This window comes from Sporosarcina luteola, from assembly GCF_023715245.1.
Lineage (GTDB): Bacteria > Bacillota > Bacilli > Bacillales_A > Planococcaceae > Sporosarcina > Sporosarcina luteola_C.
In genome coordinates this window covers 102267-119502 of record NZ_JAMBNV010000002.1, presented here as the reverse complement: position 1 = coordinate 119502, position 17236 = coordinate 102267, and the positions used below count along the sequence as shown (strand labels likewise).

Annotated in this window: 17 protein-coding genes; 6 read left to right on the top strand and 11 right to left on the bottom strand. The window is 47.4% G+C overall.

Annotated features, from left to right (window positions below):
* Window positions 1-4: 4 nt before the first annotated feature.
* The 6 genes from M3152_RS11970 to M3152_RS11945 form a co-directional block, all read right to left on the bottom strand.
* Window positions 5-889 carry a hypothetical protein gene (locus M3152_RS11970; protein WP_251695434.1) on the bottom strand — a complete coding sequence of 295 codons (885 nt, stop codon included), beginning with the start codon at window positions 887-889 and terminating at the stop codon, window positions 5-7.
* A 119-nt stretch (window positions 890-1008) separates the two neighbouring features.
* Entirely contained in the window at window positions 1009-2538 is a 1530-nt protein-coding gene (dacB, locus tag M3152_RS11965; protein ID WP_251695885.1) for a D-alanyl-D-alanine carboxypeptidase/D-alanyl-D-alanine endopeptidase, read from the bottom strand.
* Window positions 2539-2766: 228 nt separating this feature from the next.
* Complete coding sequence (locus M3152_RS11960) at window positions 2767-3486, bottom strand: YebC/PmpR family DNA-binding transcriptional regulator (RefSeq protein ID WP_251695433.1); 720 nt, start codon at window positions 3484-3486, stop codon at window positions 2767-2769.
* A gap of 267 nt (window positions 3487-3753) precedes the next feature.
* The gene (locus M3152_RS11955; RefSeq protein ID WP_251695432.1) at window positions 3754-4458 is read right to left on the bottom strand and encodes a Crp/Fnr family transcriptional regulator; all 705 of its coding nucleotides are present in this window, start codon (window positions 4456-4458) and stop codon (window positions 3754-3756) included.
* Window positions 4459-4471: 13 nt separating this feature from the next.
* Entirely contained in the window at window positions 4472-6361 is a 1890-nt protein-coding gene (locus M3152_RS11950; protein ID WP_251695431.1) for a heavy metal translocating P-type ATPase, read from the bottom strand.
* A gap of 15 nt (window positions 6362-6376) precedes the next feature.
* Entirely contained in the window at window positions 6377-6598 is a 222-nt protein-coding gene (locus M3152_RS11945; protein WP_251695430.1) for a heavy-metal-associated domain-containing protein, read from the bottom strand.
* Between the two features lie 229 nt (window positions 6599-6827).
* Here M3152_RS11945 and M3152_RS11940 point away from each other — a divergent pair, with 229 nt between their 5' ends.
* Together M3152_RS11940 and M3152_RS11935 are read left to right on the top strand one after the other, a co-directional pair.
* Window positions 6828-7508, top strand: coding sequence for a phosphoribosylaminoimidazolesuccinocarboxamide synthase (locus M3152_RS11940; RefSeq protein ID WP_251695429.1), 681 nt, complete (start codon window positions 6828-6830; stop codon window positions 7506-7508).
* 252 nt (window positions 7509-7760) lie between these two features.
* The gene (locus M3152_RS11935; RefSeq protein WP_251695428.1) at window positions 7761-8318 is read left to right on the top strand and encodes a superoxide dismutase family protein; all 558 of its coding nucleotides are present in this window, start codon (window positions 7761-7763) and stop codon (window positions 8316-8318) included.
* 281 nt (window positions 8319-8599) lie between these two features.
* On the opposite strand, the gene M3152_RS11930 is transcribed toward M3152_RS11935, so the two are convergent.
* Both M3152_RS11930 and M3152_RS11925 read right to left on the bottom strand, forming a co-directional pair.
* Window positions 8600-9739, bottom strand: coding sequence for a zinc-dependent alcohol dehydrogenase (locus M3152_RS11930; RefSeq protein ID WP_251695427.1), 1140 nt, complete (start codon window positions 9737-9739; stop codon window positions 8600-8602).
* Between the two features lie 69 nt (window positions 9740-9808).
* Window positions 9809-10939: a CAP-associated domain-containing protein gene (locus M3152_RS11925; protein WP_251695426.1), complete on the bottom strand. Its 1131-nt coding sequence runs from the start codon at window positions 10937-10939 to the stop codon at window positions 9809-9811.
* A 128-nt stretch (window positions 10940-11067) separates the two neighbouring features.
* Here M3152_RS11925 and M3152_RS11920 point away from each other — a divergent pair, with 128 nt between their 5' ends.
* The 4 genes from M3152_RS11920 to M3152_RS11905 all read left to right on the top strand — a co-directional run bounded on the left by M3152_RS11920 (window position 11068) and on the right by M3152_RS11905 (window position 13489).
* Complete coding sequence (locus M3152_RS11920) at window positions 11068-11946, top strand: putative RNA methyltransferase (RefSeq protein ID WP_251695425.1); 879 nt, start codon at window positions 11068-11070, stop codon at window positions 11944-11946.
* A gap of 239 nt (window positions 11947-12185) precedes the next feature.
* Window positions 12186-12836 carry a pentapeptide repeat-containing protein gene (locus M3152_RS11915; protein WP_251695424.1) on the top strand — a complete coding sequence of 217 codons (651 nt, stop codon included), beginning with the start codon at window positions 12186-12188 and terminating at the stop codon, window positions 12834-12836.
* A 44-nt stretch (window positions 12837-12880) separates the two neighbouring features.
* Window positions 12881-13345 (top strand): hypothetical protein, encoded by a 465-nt coding sequence (locus M3152_RS11910; RefSeq protein WP_251695423.1) that lies wholly within the window; start codon window positions 12881-12883, stop codon window positions 13343-13345.
* A 6-nt stretch (window positions 13346-13351) separates the two neighbouring features.
* A complete protein-coding gene (locus M3152_RS11905) occupies window positions 13352-13489 on the top strand; it encodes a hypothetical protein (protein ID WP_251695422.1) in 138 nt (45 codons plus the stop codon).
* A 59-nt stretch (window positions 13490-13548) separates the two neighbouring features.
* On the opposite strand, the gene M3152_RS11900 is transcribed toward M3152_RS11905, so the two are convergent.
* The 3 genes from M3152_RS11900 to M3152_RS11890 all read right to left on the bottom strand — a co-directional run bounded on the left by M3152_RS11900 (window position 13549) and on the right by M3152_RS11890 (window position 17232).
* The gene (locus M3152_RS11900; protein WP_251695421.1) at window positions 13549-15678 is read right to left on the bottom strand and encodes an MMPL family transporter; all 2130 of its coding nucleotides are present in this window, start codon (window positions 15676-15678) and stop codon (window positions 13549-13551) included.
* Between the two features lie 196 nt (window positions 15679-15874).
* On the bottom strand, window positions 15875-16075 hold the full coding sequence (locus M3152_RS11895) for a cold-shock protein (RefSeq protein ID WP_060205704.1): 201 nt from the start codon (window positions 16073-16075) through the stop codon (window positions 15875-15877).
* A 158-nt stretch (window positions 16076-16233) separates the two neighbouring features.
* Complete coding sequence (locus M3152_RS11890) at window positions 16234-17232, bottom strand: inorganic phosphate transporter (RefSeq protein WP_251695420.1); 999 nt, start codon at window positions 17230-17232, stop codon at window positions 16234-16236.
* Window positions 17233-17236: the final 4 nt, after the last annotated feature.

Below are 17236 nucleotides of genomic sequence, written 5' to 3'. Positions count from 1 at the left end.
CACCTCAATCAAACGCCCTCAGGACCCTCAAATTATCAAGCGTCAGCACACCGCTCCATTCCTGCTTAGCGGTTTCCCAAACGTCTTCATATCGTCCCCATGCCCATGTTGGCTCCCAGCTGCCATTTTCTGTTTGGCTGGAAGCGAGATGCTGAATGTTTGCAGGGATGATGTCTTTAAAGTCTTCATATAGAAAAGACGTTTGGGAAGATACGACTTGAAGGGGTAGCAGGCAATAGTCAAGCCATTTTTCCTGGTCTGTCGTCACACTGTGGTGGGCAATCTCGCGCACTCTAGCAGAAATTTTCCCTGCTTCTTCCGCAGGCAATTCTCTCATCAATTTCACCAAGCACTGCAATTCATGAAAGTCGTTCGTCGCCTCCACGTTGACATACACAATAGCGTGGGCTGTCAGCTTTTCCAGAAAATCTGCAGGAACAAGGCCTTTATAATGATGAAGCAATCCAGTCATTTCAGCACTCGGATTTCCCCATGGCCAATCGCCCCCATAATTCCACCAGATGGCGCGCGGTGCAGTCTCCACTTCCTTCGGGACGATTTCCCATCCCATCTTTTCCTCATCAAACGTATTAAGTGCATACTGAATTGCTCGCTGCACCATCGGCTCAGATTGATCCGCCGCGACGCGAATTAAATGCTGTAATCCAATTGTCGTGGCTAACGCTGAAGATGCCTCACATCGGAAATCAGGCTCCAATCCATTTCCGAAACCGCCGTCTTCATTTTGATAAACCTTAAGCTCCTCTAACACTTGCCCCCGGCTGCCATTTTCAAATTCAAATTCGAATAGCGCTTTTTCTAATGGTCGTGCCTCTGATTTAAGAAAATCCGTGGCTTGTAGATATTGTTCGGTCGCTAGTTTTTCCATTTAAATCCCCACTTTCGAAAGAATGATTAATATGGATACTTTCGCTATTGTTGTCTGTGAATCCTTCCCAAATAAAAATAAAGACACCCATTGAATGGATGCCTTTATCTGATAGTCAATCAAAACTCATATTCCGCGAGCACTTTCGCAATCGCATCTTCAATCGGCGTAACAGGTCCGGTTACATAATTGTTGATTAAGATTGAGAAAATTAGTTCCGAGCCATCTTTCGCGGTGACGTAACCGGAAAGGGTGGAGACGCCTGTGATGGATCCGGTTTTTGCAGTAACATTTCCGGCCGTCAACCCACTGCCCATCCGATTGCGGAGCGTGCCCCCAATCAACCGCTCAGGAACGCCCGCAATCGGCAAGGAAGCCTCGAACGCAGGGAACCAGCTTTTGCCTTGAATGTTATACAGTAATTTTGTGAATTCATCTGCAGAAACGAGGTTTTTATGCGACATGCCGGAGCCGTCGCGAAGGACGATCGTATCCGTGTTGACGCCGAATTGCTTCAGCTTATCCTTCATTACGGCGAGACCTGCACTCCAACTACCTTCGCCGCGTTGTACTTTCCCCATTTCCTTCACCAACGTTTCGGCGTGTCCGTTGTTGCTCAACTTCATGAATGGAATGAAAAGTTCTCTTAGCGGCATCGATTTTTTCGAAAGAAGAACGGTAGCGTTCCCAGGTGTCACACCGGTCTTCATCCCGCCGTTCCCGACAATTTGGATGCCTTGTTCTTCGAGTGACTTCTTAAAGACATCGAGGGTTAATCCTGTTGGTTCCCAAACAGCTGACCATGACTGGGATCTCGTACCTTCTACAGGAATTTTGCCTTCAATAATGATTCTGTTCGTTCCATGCTCACGCGCTATGGAAATACTTTTCGTTTCGCCTTTCGCCACAGTCGTTGCACGGTTGACAATCTCAACATAGTCCGTTTCCGGAGTGAGTGTCACTTTCGGAAGATCCCCGGCTTTATTGCCAGCATTCACTTCGACAATAACAGTTCCCGCGTCATAGTCTTCGTTCGGGGAAAGCGTCAGTGCAGAAACCTGTGCTCCGACATAATTATGCTCATCCGACCAGTTCAAATCCTGGGAATAACGGTCGCCGTCATACCAACTGTCGTCAGCAATCAGGTTTCCGTTGATCTTGTCGATCCCTTTCGCCTTCAAATCCTTTGCGAATTGATCCAAATCCTTTTTCATCAACGTCGGGTCGCCTTTACCTTTCAGATAAAGATTGCCGTGAATCATTTTTCCTTTTACTTGTCCGTCCGTCAGCACTTCTGTCGAGAACTGATAGTCAGGACCCAATATGTCCATTGCCGTCGAGCCCGTAAGCAATTTCATATTGGAAGCAGGGCGTAGCCGGATATCACCGAGGTGGGAATAAATCGTTTCACCCGTATCGGCTTTCCGTACACTGACCCCGGTAATTCCCCCTTGGAGCTTCGGGTCTTTTACTATTGCCTGTAATTTTTGGTCTAAAGTTGTCGAATCAATGGATGCTACGGGAGTCGTTTCCCCGGATGCGGCGACAGATGAATACGTTCCTTCATGTGTTACCGGAAATAAGGCGATCAAAGCAATTACCATTGCCAGGAAAGCCCTTTTGAGAAGACATTGCTGTTTCATTAACATGCTCACATCCTTTCATCCTTTGTATTTGATTGTACTTCAACTTTTTTGAAGTGGGTAGGAGAAAATACAGAAAATTAGCAATTGAAGCGTTTTACCTAAGTGGATAAGTAGTCGTTATTCATTATATGTTTGAATTGGCATTGCTCATACATGCCTATCAGGCGGTTGCTCGATGACTTCAGGCAATCCATAATAAAAAACCGCCAATCATGGCGGTTTTCACAAGATTTATTCCCCTAATTCAACATTATGGTAAACTTGTTGAACGTCTTCCAGGTCATCCAATGCGTCAATCATTTTCTCGAACTGCGCTTGCGCATCAGCATCCAAAGTGACATCATTATGAGCGAGCATCGTCAATTCAGCTACGGAGAATTCTGTGATGCCAGCATTCTTCAAAGCTTCCTGCACAGCATGGAATTGGTCCGGTTCTGCGTAGACAATGACCGTGTCTTCTTCTTCTAAAATATCGCGGACTTCAACGTCTGCTTCCATTAGAAGTTCCAACACTTCATCCGCAGTTTTGCCTTCCAAACCAAAAACGGCAGTCGCGTCGAACATGTATGCAACGGAACCGCTGACACCCATGTTTCCGCCGTTTTTCCCGAAAGCTGCGCGCACTTCGGAAGCGGTGCGGTTGACGTTGTTCGTCAGCGCATCGACGATAACCATCGATCCGTTCGGGCCGAAGCCTTCGTAACGCAACTCGTCATAGTTTTCCTCTGCGCCGCCTTTCGCCTTCTCGATTGCGCGGTCAATGATCGCTTTCGGAACGTTGTATGTTTTCGCACGCTCCACTACCACTTTCAACGTTTGGTTCAACTCGGGATCCGGCTCACCCTGTTTTGCTGCAACATATAATTCACGCCCGAACTTTGCGTAAATACGACTCGTATTTGCATCCTTCGAAGCTTTTTTCTCTTTAATATTATTCCATTTACGGCCCATTCTCATTCACTCGCTTTCAGTCTGAGCATTAATTTCATCAAGCAATTATACACCCGTAGCATGAATGCTGACAAGCGAAAAATCCTTTAAATGGAATGGGGCAAGTTCACGTTTCTGCGAAAAAAGTTCTCGTTCCTACGTAAAGAGTTCTCGTTTATCTCCATAAAGTTCTCATTCCCGCGTAGAGAGTTCTCGTTTATCTCCATAAAGTTCTCATTCCCGCGTAAAGAGTTCTCGTTTATCCCCGAAAAGTTCTCGTTCCCCAACTTAAACAAGCAATAACGCATCCACGTCCAAAATCTGAATCTCTCGCTGGCTCAGTTGGCGGATCCAGCCGGCATCTTCAAATTCCGCGAGCTTTCGGCTAATCGTCTCAGGTGTTGTGCCTATATGCGAGGCCAAGTCCTTGCGGGTCATCGGCAATTCAATCCGATCTGAATTCCATTCTTCCGCTAAATCTGCAAGATACATAGCGATTCGTGTGTCAGTCGTTTCCATGGCGATCCGGGCGGCCTGTTTCTCTGTCTTTGCGAGGCGAGTAGAAAATTCACCAAGCACTTTGAGCGAAATGGCAGGGTATTTCAATAAAAACTTCTGGAAATCGTCCCGGCTCATGACACAAAGCTCGACTTTTTGCATCGCCTCGGCGTACGCGTCGTGCACTGTTTCACTGAATAAAGAAAGTTCCCCTGTAAAATCGCCTGGTTCCAGAATCCTCACTAATTGCTCCTTGCCATTTTCAGAAAGGCGATAGATTTTCACCCTGCCTTTATGAACGATATACAGTCCATCCGAAATATCGCCTGCGTGGTAGATTGTATGGCCACGTGGGTGGCTGATCGAATGGGTATGCTTGACAATTTCATTCATTTCCGCCGGTTCAAGATGGTTGAAAATCGGGACGATGGAGATGCACAATTTCTGCATCTCCGCCGTCCCATCACCGTGCCTGCACTGTCCGTTTCCTGTCATCAACGTTCACTCCTCATTCCGGTAGTAATTCCCGTTCCAAGTTTTGCCGTTTTACAGGCTTTCTCTTAGTATAGCGGATTAACCGGATGGCGTTCAAAATAACGAGCAGGACGCTAACTTCGTGAATTAGCATGCCGGAAGCGAGGAACACTTTGCCGAGCAGTACACCTGCGAGTAGCAATGCGACTGTGCCAACTGCAAAGAATGTATTCTGTTTCATATTGCGGACAGTCGCTTTTGCGAGTGAATAGGCATGTGAGAATTGGTCGAGCCGGTCTGCCATAAGGACGACATCGGCAGTTTCCATCGAGATATCAGTTCCACCTACGCCCATTGCAAGCCCGATATCTGCAGTCGCAATTGCCGGTGCGTCGTTAATTCCATCGCCTGCCATCGCAACGCGGTGACCGGCGTCTATCAGTTGTTGGACCATGGCGACTTTATCTTCCGGCAATAATTCTGCATGTACTTGATCCAAGCCTAATTGTTCACCGACGAGTTCGGCTGTATGGCGGTTGTCGCCAGTTAGCATGATCATCTGTTTGACGCCGCTTGCCCGCAGTTCGCGGAGCGCATCCATCGCTTCGGGACGAATCCGGTCCGCGATTGACAGAACCCCAGAGATTTTGCCGTCGATACTTGCGAAGATTGCAGTGTTCCCGGCTTTCTCACGGGCGATTGCATAGTCTTCGATCGCCTGATCCACTTGAATTTCTTCAGCAACCATCAGTTTCCGGTTGCCGATTGCGAGCATCTTTCCTTCAATTGTCGCCCGGATGCCGTTTCCTTTAATCACTTCGGCGTTTTCCGGTTCGTTCACCAGTTGAAGGCCTTGGTTCCTCGCTTCCTTGACGATTGTTTGGCCGAGGTGATGTTCGGAAATCATTTCGGCTTCTGCGACGATTTGCAGGAGGTCCGTTTTGCCGATGCCAATTGCATGAATATCCGTCACTTCAGGTTTCCCGCGTGTCAATGTGCCGGTTTTATCGAAAACGACCGTATCGATTTTCGCTAGCTTCTCCATAATGTCGCCGCCTTTGATAAGAACGCCGTGGCGAGCGCCGTTTCCGATGCCTGCGACAATTGAGACAGGTGCGGAGATGACGAGAGCTCCGGGACAAGCGATGACGAGGAAGGTGAGCGTCATTTCGATATTCCGTGTGAATACATAAACAAGGACAGAAAGGACGACGATAGCAGGTGTGTACACATTGGCGAAGCGGTCTAGGAATTTCTCCGTCTTCGACTGTGATTCCTGTGCCTCTTCCACAAGTTCGATGATGCGTGCAAATGTCGTATCATCACCGACTCGCTCCGCAATCACTTCGATGAACCCATTATCGACAATTGTTCCGCTGAAGACACGGTCATCGAGCACTTTTGAAGCAGGGACGGATTCACCAGTGATGGCTGCCTCATTCAACGTTGCATTTCCTGACACGATCCGGCCATCGATGGCTACTTTTTCACCGGACCGGATAATGACCCGGTCGCCTTCTTCAACGTCGTCGACCGAAATAGTCATCGTCTCACCGTCACGGATGATAGTTGCTTCGAGCGGCGCCATATCGACGAGTGCTTTCAGGGAAGAACGTGTTTTTTCGAGCGTGCGTGCTTCGAGATACGCGCCAAATAAAAACAGGAATGTCACTGCGGCGGACTCGACGTATTCACCGATGAACAATGCACCGATGACAGCGATTGTCACTAATAATTCAATGCTGAATGCTTTCATTTTCAATGCCTTGAATGCTTTGAAAGCAATTGGGATGCCGGCAAGAACGGTTGCCGAAATGAGAAGTATTTGCCGCCATTCATGGAATCCTGCGAGATGGAGCCCGATTGCCGCCGCGAGCAGCAGTCCAGTCACGGCGGTGATTTGGGAAGTTCGTTTTGCATTCATACTCCTTCACTCCTTTCATGAAACTTTTTGTGAGATGACCGGATAGCCAAGTCCGGAAACTGTTTTCGCGATTTGCTCAGCGGCGATTTTGCTTTCGTCAAATTGTGCACGGACTTTTCCTGAGTTGAACAGCACTTTTGCTTCAATGACGCCATCCATTTTGTTCAAAGCACCTTCAATTTTCTTGATGCAAGATGGGCAAGTCAACGGCTCCAAGTTCAATAAGATTTTCTTCATTTTCCTCTACCTCCATGTAGTTGTTTTCTTCTTCTTGACTACATCATAAGGCGTTTTTTGGAATGAAACCTTGACCTCCATCAAGATTTCACTTTTTAATCAAGGAAAAGTGCCTTATACTATAAGTGAACAAGGCTGCCTTAATTTCTGCAAAAAACGCAGAAATACGGCAAATCGAACTCTGCGTGGTTCGATTCACTACATTTTCGAATAGAGAGGAAACGTGGGCATGGAACTTGTATATAAAGGCAAGACGAAAGATGTTTATAAATTGGAAGATGGCAATGTTTTATTGGCATTCAAAGATGACGTGACCGGGGAAGACGGCGTGTTCGACCCAGGAGCAAATACAGTAGGATTGACGATTGAAGGCGCAGGGCAATCAGGCTTGCGCATGACGAAATTCTTTTTTGAGAAATTGGCGGATAAAGGAATCCCGACGCATTATATCAATGCCGATATCGAAAATGTGACAATGACTGTGAAACCGGCAACAGTATTCGGAAAAGGTCTGGAAGTCATTTGCCGGTTCCGCGCTGTCGGAAGCTTCCTGCGTCGATACGGGGCATATTGCGAAGAAGGACAACCGTTGGATGCGTTTGTTGAAGTGACAATTAAAGACGATGACCGCAATGACCCGCCGATCAATGAGGATGCATTAGCGCAGCTCGGCATTTTGACGGAGGACGAGTATGCGGTATTAGAAAAATTGACGAAGGAAATTTCAATTGTCGTGAAAGAGGAACTTGCGGTGAAGGGGCTTGAGTTGTACGACATTAAGCTCGAATTCGGACATGATCCGGAAGGGAATATCATGCTGATCGACGAAATTTCTGGCGGCAATATGCGTGTGTATCAAGATGGTGTGTATGTGGCGCCGCTAGACCTGGAGAAATTGGTATTAGCTTAAATAGAGGAGACCGCTGTTCATTCCGATATAGGGGAATGTGCGGCGGTTTTTTTATGGGTTGGCAATCGCGTCCAAAGTGAGTGCTCTCGCGTCCAAAGCGAGGCACCCCGCGTCCAAAGCGGGGCTTCTCGCGCCCAAAACAGGCTTGCCGAGCTTAAACTATCCTCGACAAATCGGCGGGAAAACTTACCACTACTAAATTCTCTTAAGTTGGGCATGCTTGGCAGGAATAAACGTGGAGGAGGAACTACAATGAAGCGAAAGCTATTAATGGTCTTACTAATCAGCGTCATTATCGTAGTGGCGGGGTGCGGGAAAGCGAATAAGAAGGTGCCTGTCAGCGGGGAACAAATGGAAGCGATCGTCTCTCCTTTATTGAACACTAAAGGAAAGGTAATCGGTGAAGTGACATTGGTCCAAGAGACGGAAGGCGTTATGATCAATGTGCAGGCGGAGGACTTGCCGCCTGGACTGCATGGCATTCATTTCCATGAAACCGGTGTGTGTACACCACCCGATTTCACTTCTTCGGGAGGGCATTTCAATCCGGCCGGGAAGGAACACGGCTTTGACAATCCAAAAGGCTTCCATCTTGGCGATTTGCCGAATATCGAAGTGCCGAAGGACGGGAAAGTGTCGTTCAGGTTGACGAATTCAGAAATTACACTGAAAAAAGGCCAGGAAAACTCTATCCTCGATAAGGACGGAAGTGCAATCGTTATCCACGAAAAGGCGGATGACTACAAGACGGATCCGGCAGGGGATTCTGGTGCACGCATTGCCTGCGCTGCCATCACAGGGAAGAAATAAGAAAAACGGTCCATGCGACGGATGCATGGACCGGTTTTTTGTCTAGCTCCGGGCGCCAGCCCCTCGAGTCCCTTGGGCCCGCACGATGCGGGTCATGCAGTCGTTGTCGCATGAAGCGACGGTTTTAGACTGCCTTCCTCTCGAAAAAGGCAAAGAACGCCTTTCCGGTATGTCTTCCAGAGAAAGCCGTCACGAAGAACGGCTTTTGCGAGTAAAAGCGCAGCGTGACGAGCACGTCTTTGCTTTGTCGGGGCTATGCAGGCGCCCTTTGCTTTTCATATTTATGGCTTCAATATCACTTTAATGCAATCATCTTCGTGCTCGTAGAAATGATGATACGCAGCGGACGCTTCCTCCATCGGAACGACATGCGTAATGATTTCCGTCGGATCGAATTCGCCTTTCGTAATCTTATCAAAAAGTGTAGGCATGTAGTGGATGACGGGGGCTTGCCCCATCTTCAGCGTAATATTCCGTTCGAACATATTCCCGAGTGGAAACATGTTGTAGAGCGAACCGTAGACGCCTGTCAGATGGATCGTCCCGAATTTACGCACGGCTTGGTAACCGATTTCCACTGCACTTAACGTCCCGCCTTGCATCTTCAACTTTTGACCGACCTTCTCCGCAATATTCTTCTTTCCATCCATTCCGACGCAATCAATGACAATATCAACGCCGCCACGGGTGATCTCTTTAATATGCGCGCCCATATTGTCATAGTCATCGAAATTGAAAGCTTCCACTTTGTTCATCTTCACAGCGTGATTCAGCCGATACGGGACATGGTCGACTGCGATGACGCGTTTCGCGCCTTTCATCCACGCGAATTTTTGTGCCATTAATCCGACAGGTCCGCAACCAAGCACGGCAACCGTATCCCCACGCTTCACGCCGGCATGCTCGACGCTCCAATAGGCGGTTGGCAGCACATCGGACAGGAAAAGCAACGCCTCGTCAGGAAGTTCGCAAGACTCCGGTACGAGAAACGGTGTGAAATTGCCATACGGGACGCGCAAATATTCCGCCTGGCCGCCAGGATATTCCCCATACCGTTCGGTGAATCCGAAATACCCGCCCGTATCGACATGGGGATTCGGATTCGAATTGTCGCATTGGCTTTCCATCTGATGCTCGCAATAAAAGCATTTGCCGCATGAAATATTGAACGGAATGATGACCCGGTCGCCTTTCTTCACTTTCGTTACATTCGGTCCAGTTTCTTCAACAATTCCCATCGGTTCATGGCCAATGACATATCCCTTATGTGTAGGTAACGCGCCTAAATAGATATGCAGATCGGACCCGCAAATCGCAGTGGACGTCACCTTGACAATAATATCATCAGGCTTCTCGATCTTCGGTGCCTCAACCTTTTTCACCTGAATATCCTTCACACCTTGGAACGTTACAGCTTTCATTTGAACTCCTCCTTCTCTATCCGCTTCTTCCTATATTCCCCGTAAGAAACAAAAATAGTCGCGAAGAGTTCATTGCAGGAAAAAGTTCTCCGTGTAATACGGCTGCGACTTCTCGTTGAAAGCGACCCCGATGCCGAGGTGGCTATAGTCTTTAATTAATATATTCTCCCGATGCCCTAAGGAATTCATCAATCCCTCATGAGCGAAAATGCTGCTCGATTGCCCATACGCCAAATTTTCACCAGCCCTGCGGAATTTGATATCATCCTCTTTCATCCGATCGAAAGGCGAAAGCCCCTCCAAGTTTTCATGGCTGAAATAGTCTTTGATCGCCATATCGCGGCTATGCTTGCGCGCTGTTTCAGCGATACTCTCATTCCATTGCAATATTGAGCGGCCGTGCCGGACACGGGCGGCGTTCGTTAAATCGAATAATTGCTGCTCGAACCCGTTGCGCAACGATACATCTCCGCCTGCGTACATCCCTGATTTTCTTTGTTCTAACGCGGTAGTGATGAGCTGGACGGCTGTCACGGTTTCATTCTGATGAAGATCGTAAAACACATATATATAGACATCCCCGGCTCTAAAGAGATCCATTCCCTCGTTTTCCTGCAGGACATAGATATTCAAGCCTTTCCGGATCTCTTTCAACGGCTCGCCATAGGCTTTCCGGACATCAGCTTTCGGTGTGCCGTACCGGATTCCTGCTTTCGAGGAAATGAGGTCATCATTCGTGTAAATGGCATTCACTTTCGAATTTTCATCGAAGGAAATCATAACGAAATTCTGGTAATCTTCATGGTATGTGAACCACTCGGTGCCGTATTCATTCAATGAATAGCTTTTGGGCTCGCCAAGTTCTGCCTTTACTTGATCCTCGGTAGCACCTAGCTCGATATTATGGATGGACATTGCGGACTGATCAGGTTTGCCCAATTTCGGTTTAGCCACTTTGTCAGGAATAAGCTGTTCTACTTCTGATGACTTCGAAGATATATAAAGGAATAATTTATCGGCAGCGTTAAGGATGGAGTTCATGGTGGAAGTGACCGGTTCTTTTCCTACTATGTTTTCAACCTTTTCATCAACAGGATTCAGGAAGGAAAGGTCGATGTATTTAGAAACGGGCTCTTCCCATAAAGGTTTTGCGAGATAAAGTGCAACTATGAAAATGATGAATAGAAAAATCCGCTTCACGGAAATCGCCTCCTTTCTAGTATTGTACCCGCTGAAGGTGCGATAGATACAGTTGGACACTTTGAGAGTTTGAGTCCAAGCGGAAAGGCGGTATACTGGTAGAACACTATTGGATCGGAGTACAGGAAATGAAAATGACGAAGAAAATGCAAAGCGCGCTAGTGATGGAGAACAATATACAGCTATTCATATGCCCAATCTGTTCTGCTGAGATGGAAATAGAGGAGCATTCCCGACTCATCTGCCGGACCATGCACTCATTTGACTTGGCAAAAAGCGGATATGTCAACTTAGCGCCGCAAGCTCATGCGACGAAATATGATAAATCTCTGTTTGAAGCGAGGACTGCTGTCATGAGTAGCGGGTTTTTCGAGCCTGTCCTCGAAACTATCATTTCCCGTTTGGATAATCAATTTGCGGGATCTGATTGTCCTGTCGTATTGGATGCGGGCTGCGGAGAAGGGACCCATTTGCAGGCGGTTCATTCTAGGTTGCGGACTGGGAGTGTCGGCATAGGTATCGATTTGGCAAAGGAAGGCATTGCGGCAGCTTCGAAGGCCTATCCGGGAATCATATGGAGTGTGGCGGACTTGGCTGCCATGCCGTTTGCGGATGCTCGCATCGATGCGATTTTGAACATCTTATCACCGGCGAATTACGCGGAGTTTAACCGGTTGCTGAAATCCGGCGGCGTGTTGGTGAAAGTCGTGCCGGAAAGCGGGTACTTGCAGGAGTTGCGGGACGTCTTTTACGAAGGGAAGCAGCAGAAAGAAGAGGCTGACCCGGTAGCAAGGTTCTCTGAACAGTTCGATGCAGTCGAGACGGAACGGGTGACATATACGTTTGCGCTGCCGGATGGGCTGCTCGCGCCATTGATTCGCATGACGCCGCTCACTTGGAATGCGAGTGAAGAGCAGGTTGCTGAAGTGGTTGCGACGGGAATGAAAGAGATTACGATTGATTTACGGGTGATTTCGGGCGTGCGGCGATCGGGGGAAAGCGGCTAAGTGGTGATAAAGTCGTTGCGAGCGGTGATAAACCCAGTCTAAGCGGTGATAAACGGTCCATAAACGGAGATAAGCTCAATGTAAACGGTGATAAACAGATTTGTAGATCGCTCGAAAGGGGAGAGGGTAGATGTTCAGCGGGATTAGTTCGATTCCAAATTGGTTTTATTTGTTGGCGTTCATAGTTGTCATACTGCTCGTCATAATTATTGAATGGAAGACGCGATAGGAGGGATTGCATGGCGATTAAAAAGGACAAGCGGGTGAAACCGAAATTGTCGATGGAACATGAGCTGTTGAGGCCTTCGGATATATGGAGTCGGGACGGGTTCATTGAAAAAGTGAGATTTGAAGGCGGTATAATGCCAGGTGCAGATGGGGAGCGCCTCGTGTTCGATAATTGCGTGTTCAAAGACATGTCATTTGCGAACAGTGATTGGAGAGGCGCAGAATTCGTCGATGTTTTATTCCAAACATGTGATTTCTCAAACGTCCAAATGGAAAATGTCATGTTCCACCGATGCGAAATCGTTGCTTCCAAGCTGACGGGTACAGATATGGCCAATTCCAATATAGGACATCTCCTCATGAAGGAATGTGATGCCCGCTATGCGAACTTCAATTTTTCTAAAATGAAGGAAGTCGAGTTCGCGGAGTGCAACTTAGAGGATAGCGATTTTTACGAATGCGATTTCAAACAGGTCCGATTTGAAAAGTGCAAGCTTGATGATGTGAATTTCTCGGAAACCGATTTGGATGGCGTGGATTTATCCAACAATACATACGAGCGCATAGAAGTGACAGTGCCGAAGATTGCGGGATGCATCGTTTCGACGGAGCAGGCGCTCGGCTTTGCGCGTGCGCTCGGTCTAACGGTGAGGGATGAATGATGGTATACTGAAAAGACATTTGACAAAGAAAGAGTGGCCAAAACATGCTAACATTCGAACAAAAACAGCAAATCATTGAGACATTCCCTGAACTGACGCGGAAAGAAGTGTCGATGAAGCGGCTCAATTACCATTATGAAGATAGTCTTTATGAAAAAACAGTCGTCGTACAGCATCTTCATCCGAACGGGAATGGATTTGTGTACGTAGAAGGGGTCCCGGGTTACGAGACGGATGACCGGGGGCTCGTCAACATTCGTGAAGCGACGGAAGAAGAATTGAAAAAAACGATCCGCGACGCCATCCGTGCACTTTCAACCGAAGAGGCTGAAGAAGAGGAATCGATTGAAGAAGTGTGGGTGAATGAGGAAGGCCAGAAGCTGACGTTGCTTGGAGAAGAAGGCTATTTCAATATTTACCATGGCGCCAATCTGGAAGAGGGCTTCGGCGATTATCAGGAAGCCGTCGACTATTTGAAAGAGGAGAAATTCAAGCTTAGCAAGGGGTGACGCCAAATGAAGGGAAGAACGCTCGTCATCGGGCTCGTCGTCTTTGTCCTTGCAATCGTTGCAATCATCTATTTTGCGATGACAGCAGAGTTTGATAAAGAACGGCAGGAAGGCCCACAAGTTGAGATTATTGATGAAAAATAAAAGCTGCCTGGACGAACGGAAAAATTCGTTGTCCAGGCAGTTTTTCTATTGTCATGGAGTTAATGCCAATTCCCAGCTTTGTATTCACCTTTCCTAAACGGCATCCACCAATTCCACTTGCCAAATAATTTCATTAAACTTGGAACAAGCAGCAAGCGGATGATCGTTGCATCAATTGCGACCGCTATCGCGATGCCGACTCCGATCTGCTTCACCGGCATGACGTCAGTGAACGCGAATGCACCTGTCAATACAATCATGATCAATGCAGCGGATGTAATGATCTTGCTTGTCGTCGCAAGCCCTTCGACTGTCGAATGATCGTTATCGAACGTCTTCGCGTATTCCTCCTGCATCCGCGATATGAGGAACACTTCATAGTCCATGCTCAAGCCGAAGACGAGGCTGAAGACGAGGATCGGAATGATGAGCGCAATTGTTCCGGGATGCATTCCGAAATGGCCGTATTGGAATATATAGACGAGGATCCCGAACGTTGCGGAGAGCCCGACGATGTTCATCAAAATTGCCTTCAACGGAATAAGCACCGAGCGGAACGCAATCATGAGAATGATGAACGTCGACACTAGGATAATCGTTAGCACAGACACGATATTGCCGAAAATCTCATCAAAGATTTCCTGATTGAACTTCGGTTGACCACCCACCAACAGATTCCATTCCGATTGCTCCGACCAATCTCGCGCCCATTGCTGCGCTTCGTCGGACGTGCCTTTCGCCTGAAGCGTAACAGGAATCAATAATTGATTATTCTTAACGAATGAATCAAGAAGCGGTTCAAGCTGGGCCTTCATTTCAGGTACTTGCATCGCTTGCTCCCATTCTTCAGGAGAACCAACTCCGCTAGCAGTGAAAATTGTAGTCAATTCGTCGACCAATGGATCATCTGCCAAATCGCCTTCCAATGCTTTCATTGCATCCAAGCCATCCACATCGGACCAACCGCCATCCCGTTCCGCGATCAAGTACACATTCGACCGCTTGCCAAGCCCAAACGTGTCATCCATCAATTCGTACGAAGCTCGCGTATCATATGAAGCCGGCAATGAATCGATCTGTGGAATCGTCAAATCCATATTTTTCACTGGAATTATTGCTATGCCTAGTAAAATAAGCGCCACAATTGTAATAAGAATGGGCCGTTTGATAACGGCATTGGCGAACTGCCTCCATCGGTCTGAACCATTTTCCTTCACTTTCAGAACGCGGCCTTTATTCAAACGGTCGCCGAGCATTATTAAAATCGCTGGAAGCAACGTAACTGAACTGAGCACCGCCATACCGACGACAATCATTCCGCCGAGCGCAATGTTTTGGAAGATCTCAACTTTAATAATGAACATCGCACCGAGACCGATGAACACACAAAAGGCCGAGAAAATGACAGAGCGGCCCGCCGTGCGGATCGTTGTCGCAACAGCTTCCAACACATCGCTCTTCAATCGCTCCTCCCGATATCGGCTAATGAACAGAAGTGAAAAGTCGATGCTCAAAGCGAGCCCGAGCATCGGAACGATATTCAATACAAAAATAGCCAACTCCATCTGTCCACCAACTAAAGCCAGCACGCCGAACGTCGATACGACTGTCGCAACACCGACGATCAACGGAACCATCGAAGCCATGAGTGAACCGAATGCAAAAAGAAGGACGATGATTGCGATTGGCAAGCCGATCGCCTCCGCCTTCATCAAATCGCGTTGGCTCGCGCTATTGATGTCTTTCGTAATGGCAGATTGGCCTGTTAGGACAATGCCTTTCTCTTCACCGATCGCTTTCCGGATATCTGTAACGACTTTGGACATATCCTTGCCGTTCTTTTCAAAGTGAAGCAATGCATAGGAGACATCCTTCGTATATTGCTCTTCGTTATCCAAAGGAGAAACAACTTCGGAAGCAAGATCCAACTTCTCAATTTCAGTCAAAGTGGACGCAATCGTTGCATCATTTACTTTATCGAAAACGACAAACATCGTTTCTGCTGGTAAATCGAATTTCTCAGAAGCGATTTTCATCACTTGTTCATGTTCTCCATCCATCCTGAAGCCGTCACCCGCGAGCAGCCCAGGCAAGCGGATTGCAAAAATGGCCATGGCAATGAAAAGTGCAATCCAGGCTATCATGATCGTTTTATAATACTTCGTAACAAAAAGCGCAAGTGTGCGCATACCATCGTCCTCCCCAATCGTTCTATCTGTTCCCTTATCATAACGAAATTGGATGGGAATGTCTTTTTTGAAGGAATAGTTTAGGAGAATCGCGTCTAAAGCCAACCGCTGCGCATCCAAAGCACATGCACAATCAAGGAGTAAATACGAAAAAAACCACTCCCCGAAGGAAGTGGTTTTGAAGGGTTAATTCAAATTAGTTTTTTTCAACGTTAGTTGCTTGAAGTCCGCGTTGACCTTGTTCGATTTCGAAAGTCACGTCTTGGCCTTCTTCAAGAGTTTTGAAGCCATCACCTTGGATAGCTGAGAAGTGTACGAATACATCGTCGCCATCTTCACGTTCGATGAAGCCATAACCTTTTTCTGCGTTAAACCATTTCACTTTACCTTGTTCCATGTTTGTTTCCTCCTTGTATGCAAAGCATACATTGTGTTACTATCCTTGCTCAAGTCTTGAAGCGGTCAAGCGTTAAATCGTGACCATCGCGCCGAACAAAAATAATTCTCCTTTATCATACCAGAGGCCATTTGGCAATGCAAGTGAAAAGTTTTGTATTAGAATAATAAATTCAAAATTTGGTACACAATGGCGGCAAGAGCGGCAGAAATGGGCATTGTAATCACCCATGTGAGGACAATTTTTTTCGCAACTCCCCATTTGACGCCTTTAACACGTTGCGCCGAGCCGACTCCCATGATTGCGGATGAGATGACATGAGTCGTGCTGACAGGCAAATGGATGAGCGTCGCGCCGAAAATAATCATGGCGGAGCTCAAATCGGCTGCTGCTCCGTTCACTGGACGGATTTTCATGATCTTTCCACCGACAGTCTTAATGATTTTATATCCGCCGATGGATGTCCCAAGCCCCATTGCAGTGGCAGCAGCAATCCGAACCCAAAGCTGGATATCGTCGCCTGTCTGCAATTGTGCGGCAATCAATGCCATTGTAATGATCCCCATTGCCTTCTGGGCATCGTTCGTTCCGTGTGTGAATGCTTGTAGGGCCGCGGTACCAATTTGCAAATAACGGATCCGTTTATTCGCCTTGAACAAATTCCGGTTCTTCAATAAAACCTTAAAAAGCGTCATCATGAGGAACCCGGCCGCAATTGCGATGAACGGGGAAATGAGCAGTGCTTGCATGATTTTGACAAACCCACCGTAATTCAAAACCCCGAACCCAGCCGCTGAAATGGCGGCACCTGCGATCGAACCGATCAACGCATGCGATGAACTCGAAGGAATCCCGTAATACCAAGTGATTAAATTCCACGCAATCGCTGCAGTAAGGGCAGCCAATATGACAAGTGATCCTTTTTCCAACATGAAAGGATCGACAATATCTTTGGAAATGGTCTTGGCGACGCCTGTAAACGTCAATGCACCGATGAAATTCATAATTGCAGCCATATAGATGGCTGTCCGCGGTTTCAATGCGCGTGTCGATACTGAAGTCGCAATGGCATTTGCCGTATCGTGGAAGCCATTTATGAAATCGAATGCGAGCGCAAAAACTACAATAGCTATCGTGAGAAACAATATCATGTCCATAAAA

Coding starts and splice junctions, on each gene's coding strand:
- M3152_RS11970 (WP_251695434.1), bottom strand. CDS start 889: ATGGAAAAACTAGCGACCGAACAATATCTACAAGCCACGGATTTTCTT.
- dacB (WP_251695885.1), bottom strand. CDS start 2,538: ATGTTAATGAAACAGCAATGTCTTCTCAAAAGGGCTTTCCTGGCAATG.
- M3152_RS11960 (WP_251695433.1), bottom strand. CDS start 3,486: ATGGGCCGTAAATGGAATAATATTAAAGAGAAAAAAGCTTCGAAGGAT.
- M3152_RS11955 (WP_251695432.1), bottom strand. CDS start 4,458: ATGACAGGAAACGGACAGTGCAGGCACGGTGATGGGACGGCGGAGATG.
- M3152_RS11950 (WP_251695431.1), bottom strand. CDS start 6,361: ATGAATGCAAAACGAACTTCCCAAATCACCGCCGTGACTGGACTGCTG.
- M3152_RS11945 (WP_251695430.1), bottom strand. CDS start 6,598: ATGAAGAAAATCTTATTGAACTTGGAGCCGTTGACTTGCCCATCTTGC.
- M3152_RS11940 (WP_251695429.1), top strand. CDS start 6,828: ATGGAACTTGTATATAAAGGCAAGACGAAAGATGTTTATAAATTGGAA.
- M3152_RS11935 (WP_251695428.1), top strand. CDS start 7,761: ATGAAGCGAAAGCTATTAATGGTCTTACTAATCAGCGTCATTATCGTA.
- M3152_RS11930 (WP_251695427.1), bottom strand. CDS start 9,739: ATGAAAGCTGTAACGTTCCAAGGTGTGAAGGATATTCAGGTGAAAAAG.
- M3152_RS11920 (WP_251695425.1), top strand. CDS start 11,068: ATGAAAATGACGAAGAAAATGCAAAGCGCGCTAGTGATGGAGAACAAT.
- M3152_RS11915 (WP_251695424.1), top strand. CDS start 12,186: ATGGCGATTAAAAAGGACAAGCGGGTGAAACCGAAATTGTCGATGGAA.
- M3152_RS11910 (WP_251695423.1), top strand. CDS start 12,881: ATGCTAACATTCGAACAAAAACAGCAAATCATTGAGACATTCCCTGAA.
- M3152_RS11905 (WP_251695422.1), top strand. CDS start 13,352: ATGAAGGGAAGAACGCTCGTCATCGGGCTCGTCGTCTTTGTCCTTGCA.
- M3152_RS11900 (WP_251695421.1), bottom strand. CDS start 15,678: ATGCGCACACTTGCGCTTTTTGTTACGAAGTATTATAAAACGATCATG.
- M3152_RS11895 (WP_060205704.1), bottom strand. CDS start 16,075: ATGGAACAAGGTAAAGTGAAATGGTTTAACGCAGAAAAAGGTTATGGC.
- M3152_RS11890 (WP_251695420.1), bottom strand. CDS start 17,232: ATGGACATGATATTGTTTCTCACGATAGCTATTGTAGTTTTTGCGCTC.